Source organism: Williamsia soli (assembly GCF_017377795.1).
GTDB classification, from domain to species: domain Bacteria; phylum Actinomycetota; class Actinomycetes; order Mycobacteriales; family Mycobacteriaceae; genus Williamsia; species Williamsia soli.
Genome location: NZ_JAFRDR010000005.1, coordinates 239,297 through 251,987, shown reverse-complemented (window position 1 = coordinate 251,987; position 12,691 = coordinate 239,297). Strand labels below are relative to the sequence as shown.

Below are 12,691 nucleotides of genomic sequence, written 5' to 3'. Positions count from 1 at the left end.
CCGCTCACTTCCTCTAGCGATCGATAGGTACATGATGCCGGTCACATCAACGCTCGTCAACCACGAGTCTTCACGACCGTGGGGTGGATCAATTGGCCGATGACTTCTTGATGTCTTTGAACGCGACGCCGCGGTCAGGCGCATGTCCCCGCGGCAGGCCCAGCAGCCTCTCACTGATGATGTTGCGTTGGATCTGATCCGAACCGCCACCAACCGAGTTGATGAACGCGTTCATGATCTCTCGGTTCACGCTCTCGCCCGCCCGGTGATCCGCTCCGTACATCATGGCTTCAGGTCCGAGCATCTGCGCCTTGAACCGGCCCGTGGAGTGCAGGATCCGAGAGGAGGCCAGTTTGCCCAGCGCAGCCGCGGCAACGGGGCTGCTGCCACCGTCGCCCCCGTCGCTCGACAACAACCTTTCGTTGTTCCAGCGATGAACGAGTCGCCAGGTGTGCAGCTGGACGATGGTTTGACGGACAGCCGAATCATCGGCCCGTCCCGCCTTTCGGGCCGCGTCGATGAGATCTGCGCCGCCCTCGGGACTGACCGTGTCGGAGCGATCCAGCTCTTCAGCCCTGACGCCCGGGCGGTTGCCGGCCTCGAGGTATGCTCCCAACCACTCGCGTTCTGCCGCAAGAACTTCCTGCAGAACGGACCAACCGCCGTTGAGCTCTCCGACTAGGTTCTCCACGGGCACGCGGGCATCTGTCAAGAAGACTTCACTGAACTCGGAATCACCGGTGATTTGTTTGATCGGGCGGATGTCAATGCCCGGTTGCTGCATCGGGAGGATGAAGAAGCTGATGCCCTGGTGTTTCGGAACGCTGTCGTCGGTACGAGCCAGCAGCACACCCCAGGTGGATTCGGCTGCCGATGACGACCACACCTTTTGTCCGTTGACGATCCAATGATCCCCGACGAGGGTGGCCTTCGTTTGCAGACTCGCGAGATCCGATCCGGCGCTGGGCTCGCTGTAGAGCGCCACGCCATTGTCCGCGTCGCCTACCAGCAGATCGCGCAGGAATGTCTCTCGCAGCTGGGCATTGCCGTGTCGGGCCACGGCCATACCGACCATCCGGACCCAGCCGTGGAACGCGCTGATGCCCAGGTCTTGGCAAGCCCGCGGAGCTCCGACCGCCTCGAATTCTGCATTGACGACTTCAGCGAGTGCCGTGTCCAGTCCGCGCCCGTAGCCGTCCTCGGGGAAGGTGGGCACCGCCCATCCGGCCAGCACGACGTCAACGCGCCACTGGCGATCGTCGACGCCCTTCCAATGCTCGGAGAGCCAATCACGGACTTCATGGCGAAGCTGGTCGGGTGCTACATCTTTCTTCATGCTGGAGACTCCTGTGTAATGGTGATTGTCTGGTCGGTCGAGCGCGGTTCGCGTCAGACTCCGAGAGCCTTCGCAACCTGCTCTCGATGAGACTCAGAGTTCCCGAGGAACAGAGCCATCGATTTGGCTCGCTTGAAGTACAGATGCGGGGCCATCTCCCACGTGAAGCCCATCCCGCCATGGACTTGGATGTTCTGATGGGACGCCAGCTCGAACACGTCCGAGCAGTACGCCTGTACCAAGGGGGCGATCTCGTCGAGGTCCAGCCCCTCGTAGGCGCTCGCTGCGGCCAGACCGACCTGCATGGCCGACCGCGCCGACTCGACCTCCAGCATGACGTCGGCCAGCATGTGCTTGATCGCTTGGAACGCTCCGATCGGCTGGCCGAACTGGACGCGTGTCTTCGCGTAATCAACGGCCATGTCCAGCGATGCCTGAGCACCGCCTACCTGCTCGGCTGCGAGCCCGATCCCGGCGAGCTTGAGAACACGGCTCAGGATCGACCATCCGGAGCCCTCGACTCCGAGCAGCCTCGCCGGTGCATTGTGGAACGTGACCGTAGCGAGCTTTCGCGTCTGGTCGAGGGTCTCCTCGAGATGCGTGGACACGCCATCTGACTCGCGCTCGACGATGAACAGCGAGACGTCGCCTGCCGTCCGGGCCGCGACCACGAGAAAGTCAGCTATGTGGCCGTCGAGCACGTACAGCTTCTGCCCGGTCAGCTCGTATCCGTCTGCGCCCTTCTTCGCCTCCATGGTGACGCCAGCGTCGTCCCAGCGTCCCGACGCCTCGACGAAGGCCAGCGATCCGATGGCCTCGCCCGATGCGACTCGAGGAAGGAACTCCTTCTGGGCCGACTCATCGGCGCTTTCCATCAGACACGTCGCGGCCAGCACGACCGTGGAGAAGTACGGCCCGCAAAACAGAGACCTGCCCATCTCCTCGAGGACCACGCCCAGCTCGACCCACGTGTAACCGGATCCGCCGTACTCCTCGGGCACAATGAGGCCTTGGAGCTCCTGTTCAGCGGCGAGCTGCTGCCACAGGCCGGAATCGTATCCTTCGTCTGTCGCCATCAGCCGGCGAACTTCCGACTCAGAGGAGCGCTGAGCCAAGAGACTCTTCAACGACGCTCGCAGGCTCGCGTGTTCTTCGCTGAAAACTGTAACCATTTTTCCTCCTGAGGCGCCGTATAGGCCGGTCAACCGCGCTCCACTCCGACGGCGGATACCGTTTTCGTTGAGGTAAACCAGAAATCGGCGACTGATTTACTTAGCGCTCGCTCCACAATGTTATAGCATCAAAGTGACCGTACTCACGCAGCACCTCTCGCTCATTCTCACAACGGAGCCCCCGCATGACTAGCAAGTTAGAAGATCTGCCCCTAGCCGGTGTTCGTGTCGTCGAGCTCACCGATGGCCTGCTCGACATGACCGGTCGCATACTCGGCGACTTCGGTGCAGATGTCATCAAAGTCGAGGCATGTCACACAACTCGCTTCTCGGTGGAGGGACGCACATCGGAGCCCAACCTCCAGTTCTTGGTCGAGAACTTCAACAAGTCCAGTGTCGCGCTCGAGTCTCGTGATCTCGCCGACGAGCGCTTTTATTCTTTGCTTGCATCAGCAGACATCTTCATCCAGGCAGGACACAGGTACGCCGACCATCCCGTCGAAGCCGAGGAACTACTGGCACGCTTTCCTCATCTGGTTGTACTTTCGGTCAGCGACTTCGGCAGTACCGGCCCGTATAGCGACTTCGTGGCCACCGACGATGTCCACCTCGCTATGGGCAGCCAGCTCAGCCGATCCGGTGTCTGGCCCCGGGAGCCCGCCACCATCCCTTTTGACCTGGCGTACCAGTCGAGCGCCGCCCAAGCTGCGTGGGCAGTCGTGTCGGCTTACTACCAGCGGTTGGTGCGTGGTCACGGCGACCACATAGATTTCTCGGTGTTCGAGGCCGCGATCGAGGTCATCGACCCTCCCTTCGGAACCGCAGGAACGGCATCCGCTGGAACGAAGACTGCAGGGGCGCCCACTGACCCGTACAGCTCTGAATGGGGCCGGCCCAAGTCCAAGCCCTACCCCACGTATCCCTGCGCCGACGGATTCGTCAGGTGCCTGGTCCTTGCGCCCGGTCAATGGAAGGCCATGTATGGCTGGCTGGGCGAACCTGCGGAGTTCAGCGATCCGAAGTACCAGACCATCCTCGGCCGCGATCAGGAGAAGGACGCCCTGGAGCGGGCGTACATCGAGCTGTTCCGACACTGGACGAAGGCCGATCTTGCAGTAGAGGGTCAGGCTCGCGGCATCCCTATTGCTCCCGTGCTCACCCTCGCAGAGGTCGCCGCTCAACATCATTTTGCGCAGCGGGGTGCATTCATCAAGGCCGAACTCGACGATGACATCAACGCCGTGATTCCATCAGGATTCGTGGAGATCGACGGTGAACGGGTCGGATTCCGCCACCGCGCGCCCCGCCCGGGCGAACACAATGGGTCGCTGGGCGCCGTCGACAACCTCAGCGTCAAGACTGCGCCCCATACTGGGAAGACCTCAGGATCAATCGCTTCCGAACCAAATCCGCTTCCACTGACGGGTGTCAGGGTCATCGACTTCGGAAGCATCGTTTTCGGCGCCGAAATAGGCAGGCTTTTTGCTGACCTAGGTGCCGACGTCATCAAGATCGAAAACTCCGCCTTCCCGGACAAGTATCGCGGCGGCAGCGAACCAGGATCCCTCATCGCAAAGAACTTCGCTCTCGGCAACCGGGGCCGCAGGAGCTTCGGCGTCGACACCCGGGCGCCGGAAGGACGCGACTTGGTCAAGCAGCTCGTCGTTTCGGCAGACGTGGTCGTCTCCAACTTCAAGCCCGGCACCCTCGAGCGCCTGGGTCTCGGCTACGCGGAGCTCTCGGCGGTCAACCCCCAGATCGTATGGATGTCAGCGAGCGGCTTCGGCGACACCGGCGACTGGGCATCGTGGCTGGCCTACGGCCCCAGCGTGAGAAGCGCGGCCGGTCTGACTTCCCTATGGCGGTACCCAGACGATCCCGGCGGCTTCGGCGACGCCACGACGGTCTATCCCGACCATGCAGCAGCACGCATCGCAGGCGTGGCCATCCTTTCGTCCCTCATCCGGCGCCGGAACCGTGGCATGGGTGCAAATATCCGCGTTTCCCAGGCGGAGGTTGTCATCAATCAGCTGGCCCACGAGTTCGCCCGGGAGGGGGTCGGACTCGACCCGGCCTACGTTCCGGGCGCTCCTTGGGGTGCCTACCAGAGCGCCGGGGAGGACGACTGGTGCGTGATCTGCGTTCGCGACGACGCAGATTGGGCCAGCTTTTGCTCAGCCCTCGGCCATCCCACATGGTCCGCCGATCCGATGTTCTCCGACGCCGAAGCGCGCATCGCGAACCGCGACGAGTTAAACGCGCACATCAGCCAATGGGCCACAGACCATTCGGCGATCGCGATCATGGAGCTACTTCAGTCCCATCGCGTCCCAGCCGGCGTCATGAACCGTCCACCCGAGCTGCTGAACAATCCGCAGCTTCTTGCCCGGGACTATCTCGGACAACAAGTTCAGCCTGGTTTCGACGACCCGCTCAACACAGTCCGCCGCCCGTTCCTGTCACGGCGCATCGAGATTCCTGCCATACGCGAATCCCCCGCCATGGGTCGCGACACTCTCGCCATCTGCTCGGAGCTACTGGAACTGGACGCTGCCGAGGTCGAGCGTTTGGTTGGCCAGAGTGTGTTGCAGCCACCTGCTTCAGACGCCTAGCAACGACAAATGGCTGGGCCCACCTTCGGATCGAAGGTGGGCCCAGCCAGGCTGGTCGAGGCAGTGTTCTCAGCTGGTGTGCCCTGCCTCGTTGGCAGTCGGCATGTAGATGAGCCGGTTGAACTCGACGAGCCATTCCCCAAACCGATCCCCGATCTCGGTGTAGCGCTGCGTCTTCTCGATGAGCAGTGCCATGCTGAGATCACGAATTCTCGGGATACTCGTCTTGTCGGCGGCGGCAAGCGCGGCAGGCATCTCCTTGCACGTCAGGTCGGTGCAATACGCCGGTGACGCCGGCTGCAGGCGCCACGAGTCCGCGAGGAACCCTGAATCGAAGGCGTCAAATCCGCTTTCCTCGACCAGACGCATAGCGATATCGCGTCCGTCCGCGTCGTCGCCCGCAACCGGTATGGCGATCCGGCCTTCCGTTCCCGGCGGCATTGCCTTCGTTGCGAACGACTGGGAAGTGATTGCGTTCCATGCCTTCACGACCGGACGTCCGAGAGTTTCGGACATCCATACGCTCTCAGCCTGTCCGGCATCTACTGCAGGGAAGTTGCCATCGCGGTGCGGATAGTAATTCGACGTATCGACGATCACCACCTCAGGCGGCAGTGCCGCAACCAACGAAACAATTCCCGGCATCTTGTTGAACGGGATCGATGTGACCAGGACGTCGACGTCGGCCGCTACCTCGTGCGCCTCGACTCGTCGCGCACCGAACTCACACACCGACGCGTCGATGGTCTCGGGCTCGCGAGAGTTCGCCACCTTCACGTCGTGCCCGGCCTGGCTGAGCCTCCGCGCCACTGTTGACCCGATTGAGCCGGCGCCCAAGATACCGATGCGCATCCGCGACCTCACGCGACCGCAGACGCAGAGTCCGCCAGCTGCGGAGCCAATGCGCCCAGCTCCTGGATGAACTTGCGCTTTTCGTCCCCACTGATCAGAGCCGGGATCATGAAGACAACCCGGTCAGGCTTCATCGCGGCGTACTGCTCGATGAACTCAAGGCGGCAGAAGTTGATCGAGACATCCACAGTTCGTCCCAGGCTTGCCGCACGTTCGCGGAGCTCGGTGATCCGGTCGCCCAACTCGTCGAGACCGCCGTCGATGTGGCCCGGGAACCACCCGTCTGCATGGCTGAGCACACGGTCGAGCACGCTGGGTCCCATACCGCCCATCATGATCTGTGGATGCGGTGTGGTGATTGGCTTGGGCCAGCTGAAAATCGGGTCGAAGTCGACGTGCTCACCGTGGAACTCCGCTCGATCTTCGGACCAGATCTGCTTCATGGCGTCGATCCGCTCGAGCATCATGTCGGTTCGCGTTTTCAGCGCCACCCCGTGGTTCTCCAGCTCACCGCGATTCCATGGCGCACCAGCACCCACGCCGAAGATCAGCCGGCCGTTCGTGAATTGGTCGATTGTTGCCACCTGCTTGGCGAGGAACAACGGCTCCCGTTGAACGACAAGGCAGATCCCCGTCCCCAGCTTCAGGGTGGACGTCACAGCGCCCATGGCTGCGATGGTGGTCAGCTGATCGTAGTTTCGGTAGTACTCGCGAGGCAGATGGCCGGGCGATACTTTGAACCGTTCTTCGCGTTCCTCGCCACCGCCGTACAAGGCCTTATCCTCTTCAGCGATCGCCCCTCCCACCGGCACGTGCGAGTGGTCAGGCATCCACAGCGACTCGAGACCACTGTCTTCGACAAGCCGGGCCATGTCCAAGGGACTGATGCCGTACTCGTCGGTGTTCATCGTCATAACACCAGTCTTCATTTCATGTTCTCCTCAGCGCCAGGACCCATCGCAAGCAGCTGGACAGCTCACTTGTCTTCGTCTTGTGACCCGTGTCGCGTGACCCACGACACAACTCGAGCCCTTGAGAAATCTTAGTGATGCAGACCACTTCGGTCAATAGCGGACGTTAGATAGGTCGAGGCACTTTTTGAAACGGCTCCAAATGCGGAGAGGGGTCATACGTCGGGTCGCCTTGGTTGACCTTGATGAATTGCCGCATGACGCTCGCATGGGCGTTCTCTTGCAGGGCTTGGATCATGAGCGTCTTCGTAGTCTGTACAGCCCACGACGAATTCGCCGCGATGGTGCTTGCGAGGTTGGCGGTGAAATCGCGCAGCTCTCTATCTGGAACGACGTGGTTGACCAGCCGCATGGAGAGCGCCTGCTCGGCGCTGTAGAGCGAGCCCGCGTACAGGATCTCCGCGGCAATTCCCCAACCAACAAGGCGCGGCAGCAACCACGTAGCAGCAGCGGTGTCCGTGATGGTGCCGAACTTGACTGCGGGATGACCCAGGCGAGCACTTGCAGCAGCGACGCGGATGTCTGCCTGCAGGGCCAACTCGAACCCGTACCCGACCGCTGGCCCGTTGATCATGGCGATAACAGGTTGTCGCACGGCAGTCAAGGTCCAGAGACCCTCTGCGTCGGCGAAAGAACCGCTCGCGGGAGGGGCATTCCGCCCCAGAAAATTGTCGTCGCCTGACAAGTCGGCGCCGGCGCAGAACGCGCGACCCGCGCCCGTCACGACAACCACATGGACGTCGTTACGCGCCGACATCTCCGCAGCTGCCGCGTTGATCGCGGTGATGCGCTCGAAGGTAACCGGATTCAGCCGATCAGGGTCATTGAGCGTGATCCAGCCAATATGTCCATCTACCGCGGTCTTTACAAAGCTGTCCATGCAGACGACCTTCTTCCCAATGTCCACCGCCGGGCGGTCGCCCCAACAGAAAGGTCGGCCGCCGGGCCAACACTTGAATTATTATATAACGTTCGCTAATCAGGCGGGGTAATTGCCGCCACACCTCTCATAATTAGCCAAGAGGCAGTCACGGCCGGGCTTCGAATTGCCTGCGCAGGATCTTCTTGTCGAACTTGCCTGTCGTGGTCCGAGGAATCTGGTCGACGATTTCGAAGCGTTCTGGCACCCACCAGCGTGCAACGCGATCGACCAAGAACTCTCTCAGTTCGGGCTCCGTGGCTGGAGCTCCCAGCACCACGAAGGCCAATGGCCGCTCGCCCCAGCGCTGATCAGCCACACCGATCACGGCGGCCTCGCGAACTGCCGGATGCGCCAGCAGTTCGACTTCGAGATCCTGAGAAGAGATCCATTCACCACCGGACTTGATGACGTCCTTGGCGCGATCGGTGATCCTCAGATGCCCCGTCGAATCGACAGTGCCCACATCGCCCGTGCGGAGCCAACCGTCATGAATTGCTGCCGCGGTCGCGGCGTCGGACTTGAAGTAGCCACTCGCGACCGATGGGCCACGCACTTCGACGTCGCCTACGGCCACACCGTCGTTCGGCAGGACCGCGCCGTCGACGTCCACCAATCGAAGCTCGTACAACGGAGACATTCGGCCCGCCGTTTTGCGACGCATACTCTCGCCGGTCTGCGCGGAATTCATGGACTCGCGATCCACCGTCGCGCCCGGAAATATCTCTGTCATTCCCCAGCCTTCGATCACGTCAGCATCAAAGCGGGTCTTGTACTCCGTGATCAGACTCTCGGCCACCGCCGTCCCGCCACACAGAATGGTTTTGAGCGACGACAGATCGTGGCTGCGGCCTTCATCAGCGGCTGCATCCATGTACTGCAGCAGATCAAGCCACAGCGTCGGGACCCCCGCTGACCACGTCGTGCGCTGGCCTTCGATCACTCGAGCCAGCGGGCCTGGCTTGAGGTGCCTCCCCGGCATGACGATGTCGCTACCGACGAGGCCGCAGACGAACGGCAGGCCCCAACCCATCGCGTGAAACAGTGGCACGAGCGCAAGCACCCGATCTCGACTGGTGATTCCGTAGACATCAGCACCCGACATCGCCAAAGCGTGCAGGATGATCGATCGGTGGGAGTACAGCACCCCTTTGGGGTCGCCGGTCGTTCCCGACGTGTAGCAGAGCGCAGCTGCAGACCGCTCGTCGAAGAGTGGCCAATCAAAGTTCGCATCCTCGCGCTTCAGCAAGGTCTCATAGTCGAGCGCACTCGGCAGCTCCGGCGCGGAACGGCTGAGGTCATCGATCACAATGACCTCCCTGACCGACTCCACATCGGGCAGGACCGCGGCGAACTGGCCCGCCAGCGAGCTCTCGACCAAGACGACGACATCCTCGGCGTGGTCGATCGTGTATGCAAGTTGATCACCGTGCAGACGCAGATTCATGGTGTGGAGCACCGCACCCATGCTCATGACGGCCAGGTACACCTCGAGATGCTGCACGTTGTTCCAGGCCAAGCTGCCGACGCGATCTCCCGGTCGTACGCCAAGGCGCTGCAAGGCGTGTGCCAACTGTCCAGCCCTGGCGACGACCTCACCAAAACTTCGCTCAGCGCACCCGCCGGTATCGGGGTCGATGAGGGTGACGACCTTCTTACCGCCCCAGATGCCTTCCATCCGGCGAAGAACGTGCTGAACGGTGAGCGGGAAGTCCATCATCAGACCCGGCTGCGGGGATCCCGGCTTCGGGCTGGTCGGCTGCATCGGGTCCATGATGACCAACAACTCCTGGTTAGTAGTTCCGTACAAGATCAAACAGCGGCCGACCCCGAGATCTGGTCGGCCGCCGAGTAGTGCTTCGGTGTTGAACGTCGGTGGCGCAACTACACCGCCCCGGTCAGTCCGTTCTCGACCTCGTCGAGCGCGTTGTGAGCGCTCCAGTCGTCCAGACGCCCATAGTGATAAGGCAGGAACACGTCCGCGGGGATCACGGCCTGCAGGTAGTGCTCACCGAGAGGCTTCGGCTGCCCCATCTCCGAGGTCGCATACGATGCGCTGAGGACCTCCAGCACCGGGAACTCGTCGAGCGGGTCGTGGGCCGAACCGCCGAGTACGACTGATCCGGCGCCTGGTCGCACGACGGGGCTGTCCACGTGGACCTCCTGTCCCATCAACAACGCATCGCCCAGGAGTCCGCCGCCGAGGGCAAGTGTCGCCTTGATCGAGTAAAGCGCGCCGTCGCCGCTGACCGGACCCACGTCGTCGCCGGCCTCGACGCGCAACGTCATCAGACGTACACCCTGGCGCTCCACGGTGCCAAGGAAAGAGTTCTGCGTGCGGACCAGGTCAATCGCGGCCATCTTCTTCGGCTCGCCGAACCCTTCGCGTCCGATGAGGAGAGCTGCGTCCTGCGAGTCGATGAACATCGCCAGGATGTACTCACCCTGAATGCCGTTGTGGACTGCGTCGACGTACAGGCCGGCCATCGTGAAGGCGCCGCAGTAGTTGGTCACCCAGCGCGTGACGCGCACGGTGACACGGTCGTTGCCGGCGGGCTTCAGCGGCTCCGGCAGGACAGATGCGATCACATCGGGGTCGCTGCGGAACGCCACCTCAATGCGCTCACCAGTAAGCCGCTTGTTGGCCAAGGTGGCGTTGATACGGTCGATGCTCTCGGCCGACTGTCGGAAACCCACTGCGGAGTCCCTTCTCTTAGAACGTCATTGGCGGCAAACAGATCACTTTGCTCAACCACTGGACCACGGATAAGAACGTACTAGCGCTCGCTAAGTTGAGTATGCCGTAGCTCACGTAGTGCGTCAAGAAAGCACAGCGCGTGGTTCGACCAACGCGAGCCATGGAAGGTCAGCGCATCACGAACGGATCGGCCGTCGGGGCGCCGGTGTTGATCCAGACCGTCTTCGTCTCGAGATATTCGTCGACTGCCGAGATCCCGTTCTCCCTGCCGATCCCCGAATCCTTGACGCCGCCGAACGGCGCCATGAAGCTGACCGCACGGTAGACATTGACCCACACAGTGCCGGCCTGGATGTTTTCGCTCATTCGAAAGGCCCGGGAGATGTCACTGGTCCACACGCCGGCACCGAGTCCAAAACGTGAATCATTGGCGATACGAATCGCTTCCTGCTCATCCTCGAAGGGGATCACGGCAAGCACCGGCCCGAAGACCTCCTCCTGCGCGATCCGCATGCTGTTGTCGACACCGGTAAAGATGGTGGGCTCGACAAACCACCCGTCACCGCACTCGGGTCGGTCGGCAGGTCTACCCCCGATCGCGATGTTCGCACCTTCCTCACGCGCCACATCGATGTAGTCCAGCACCTTTTGATACTGGGGACGTGTCGTGATCGGCCCCACCTGGGTACCCGAGTCCATCGGATTGCCCATGCGAGCAGTTCGGCTCATGGCAACGATGCGCTCGACTACCTCATCATGCACGGATGATTGCACCAGCAGGCGCGACCCCGCGATGCAAGTCTGGCCTGTGGCAGCGAAAATACCCGAAACGACCCCGTTGACAGCAGCATTCAAATCCGCGTCGTCAAACACTATGTTGGGCGACTTACCGCCCAGTTCGAGGGTCGAGCGTTTCAGCTGGCGTGCCGCCTGAGCGCCGATGTGACGTCCTGTGCTGTCCGAGCCGGTGAAGCCAACCTTCCGCACCAAGGGGTGGTCGATCAACGGAGAGCCAACCTCAGCCCCGAAACCCGTAACCACATTGACGACGCCCGGAGGAAGTCCCGCCTCCTCCATCACTTTCGCCAACTGAATTGTCGATGCGGAGGTGAACTCGGATGGCTTGATCACCACGGTGCACCCGGCCGCCAGCGCCGGGGCCAGCTTCCACATCAAGAGCATGAGCGGAGAGTTCCACGGGGTGATGATGGCCACGACACCGAGCGGTTCGCGACGTGTGTAGGTGAAGTAGCCGGGTTTGTCGAGCGGAATGACGGTACCTTCGATCTTGTCGGCCAGCCCCCCGTAGTACCGCAGCCATTCGGGCAGATAGGCGACTTGACCGCGCATCTCGGCGAGCAGCTTGCCGTTGTCACGGACCTCGAGCTCCGCCAGCAGATCCACGTTCGCGGCAATACCGTCGGCAACCCGGTTCAGCACCAGGCCCCGCGCGGTCGGGGTCAAGGTACTCCATTCACCTTCGGTGAACGCGTGGTCCGCAGCCGTGACCGCGGCATCGACGTCGTCGGCCGTACCGCGAGCAATTTTCGCCCAAGGTTCGCCGCGGAATGGATCTTCGGTCTCAAACCATTCGCCCGAGCTGGACAGCCGGTCCTTTCCATCAACATGCATCGCAAATTGCTGCACTGGTGCTCCTCCGAACAAATAGTCGTGCGCTGAACCGGGACTTCTACGCTGAACGCCTCATCGCGTCCCCGAGGCTGTCGCCTTCGTACTCGAGGAGGCACACCCGGATGCCATACAAATCCTCGGCGGCGAAGATTGCCTCCTTCATGCCCCCTACGACGAACTGACGAACGAGCCGCATTCCACGCGTTGACAATTCCTTGATGGCCGCTTCGATGTCGTCGACCCGGAAGTGGACATTACGAAAACCCTCTTCCATACCCTCGACCTCGACAAGCTCGAAGGTGCCGGTCGCATCGAGGGCGACTCGCATGCCCGACTGCGGCGCCCTCTCGTCTGGCACGACCCCGTCGGCCGCTTGGATGTTGAGCTGCGTGGTGTCCACGATGTCGAAATCCATCCCGAACACTTCCGAGAACCGGCGTACTCCCTCTTCGAGGTCCTCGACAACCACACCGATGAATTCGAGGCGATCCAGCTTCAT

The 12,691-nt window shown here is 61.9% G+C and carries 10 protein-coding genes; 1 reads left to right on the top strand and 9 read right to left on the bottom strand.

All coding sequences use genetic code 11. From position 1 onward, the window contains the following. Nucleotides 1–88 precede the first annotated feature (88 nt). Complete coding sequence (locus J3S28_RS15515; protein WP_207841632.1) at nucleotides 89–1,336, bottom strand: acyl-CoA dehydrogenase family protein; 1,248 nt, start codon at nucleotides 1,334–1,336, stop codon at nucleotides 89–91. A 53-nt stretch (nucleotides 1,337–1,389) separates the two neighbouring features. Continuing rightward, nucleotides 1,390–2,508: an acyl-CoA dehydrogenase family protein gene (locus J3S28_RS15510; RefSeq protein ID WP_207841631.1), complete on the bottom strand. Its 1,119-nt coding sequence runs from the start codon at nucleotides 2,506–2,508 to the stop codon at nucleotides 1,390–1,392. 185 nt (nucleotides 2,509–2,693) lie between these two features. Here J3S28_RS15510 and J3S28_RS15505 point away from each other — a divergent pair, with 185 nt between their 5' ends. Then, nucleotides 2,694–5,120: a CaiB/BaiF CoA-transferase family protein gene (locus J3S28_RS15505; RefSeq protein WP_207841630.1), complete on the top strand. Its 2,427-nt coding sequence runs from the start codon at nucleotides 2,694–2,696 to the stop codon at nucleotides 5,118–5,120. Nucleotides 5,121–5,189: 69 nt separating this feature from the next. On the opposite strand, the gene J3S28_RS15500 is transcribed toward J3S28_RS15505, so the two are convergent. The 7 genes from J3S28_RS15500 to J3S28_RS15470 form a co-directional block, all read right to left on the bottom strand. Beyond that, on the bottom strand, nucleotides 5,190–5,972 hold the full coding sequence (locus tag J3S28_RS15500) for an NADPH-dependent F420 reductase (protein WP_207841629.1): 783 nt from the start codon (nucleotides 5,970–5,972) through the stop codon (nucleotides 5,190–5,192). Between the two features lie 8 nt (nucleotides 5,973–5,980). Continuing rightward, nucleotides 5,981–6,901: an LLM class F420-dependent oxidoreductase gene (locus tag J3S28_RS15495; RefSeq protein WP_207841628.1), complete on the bottom strand. Its 921-nt coding sequence runs from the start codon at nucleotides 6,899–6,901 to the stop codon at nucleotides 5,981–5,983. Between the two features lie 148 nt (nucleotides 6,902–7,049). Beyond that, nucleotides 7,050–7,823 (bottom strand): enoyl-CoA hydratase/isomerase family protein, encoded by a 774-nt coding sequence (locus tag J3S28_RS15490; RefSeq protein WP_207841627.1) that lies wholly within the window; start codon nucleotides 7,821–7,823, stop codon nucleotides 7,050–7,052. Between the two features lie 148 nt (nucleotides 7,824–7,971). After that, nucleotides 7,972–9,627 (bottom strand): long-chain-fatty-acid--CoA ligase, encoded by a 1,656-nt coding sequence (locus tag J3S28_RS15485; protein ID WP_237341622.1) that lies wholly within the window; start codon nucleotides 9,625–9,627, stop codon nucleotides 7,972–7,974. A 119-nt stretch (nucleotides 9,628–9,746) separates the two neighbouring features. Continuing rightward, the gene (locus tag J3S28_RS15480) at nucleotides 9,747–10,559 is read right to left on the bottom strand and encodes an acetoacetate decarboxylase family protein (RefSeq protein ID WP_207841626.1); all 813 of its coding nucleotides are present in this window, start codon (nucleotides 10,557–10,559) and stop codon (nucleotides 9,747–9,749) included. 169 nt (nucleotides 10,560–10,728) lie between these two features. Beyond that, a complete protein-coding gene (locus J3S28_RS15475; protein WP_207841625.1) occupies nucleotides 10,729–12,192 on the bottom strand; it encodes an aldehyde dehydrogenase in 1,464 nt (487 codons plus the stop codon). Between the two features lie 58 nt (nucleotides 12,193–12,250). Further along, nucleotides 12,251–12,691: a VOC family protein gene (locus J3S28_RS15470; protein ID WP_207841624.1), complete on the bottom strand. Its 441-nt coding sequence runs from the start codon at nucleotides 12,689–12,691 to the stop codon at nucleotides 12,251–12,253.

What these genes read in the sequence shown, in the direction of transcription:
- J3S28_RS15490 (WP_207841627.1), bottom strand. Translation starts at nt 7,823, where the DNA reads ATGGACAGCTTTGTAAAGACCGCGGTAGATGGACATATTGGCTGGATC.
- J3S28_RS15485 (WP_237341622.1), bottom strand. Translation starts at nt 9,627, where the DNA reads ATGCAGCCGACCAGCCCGAAGCCGGGATCCCCGCAGCCGGGTCTGATG.
- J3S28_RS15470 (WP_207841624.1), bottom strand. Translation starts at nt 12,691, where the DNA reads ATGAAGCTGGATCGCCTCGAATTCATCGGTGTGGTTGTCGAGGACCTC.
- J3S28_RS15495 (WP_207841628.1), bottom strand. Translation starts at nt 6,901, where the DNA reads ATGAAGACTGGTGTTATGACGATGAACACCGACGAGTACGGCATCAGT.
- J3S28_RS15500 (WP_207841629.1), bottom strand. Translation starts at nt 5,972, where the DNA reads ATGCGCATCGGTATCTTGGGCGCCGGCTCAATCGGGTCAACAGTGGCG.
- J3S28_RS15475 (WP_207841625.1), bottom strand. Translation starts at nt 12,192, where the DNA reads ATGCATGTTGATGGAAAGGACCGGCTGTCCAGCTCGGGCGAATGGTTT.
- J3S28_RS15510 (WP_207841631.1), bottom strand. Translation starts at nt 2,508, where the DNA reads ATGGTTACAGTTTTCAGCGAAGAACACGCGAGCCTGCGAGCGTCGTTG.
- J3S28_RS15505 (WP_207841630.1), top strand. Translation starts at nt 2,694, where the DNA reads ATGACTAGCAAGTTAGAAGATCTGCCCCTAGCCGGTGTTCGTGTCGTC.
- J3S28_RS15515 (WP_207841632.1), bottom strand. Translation starts at nt 1,336, where the DNA reads ATGAAGAAAGATGTAGCACCCGACCAGCTTCGCCATGAAGTCCGTGAT.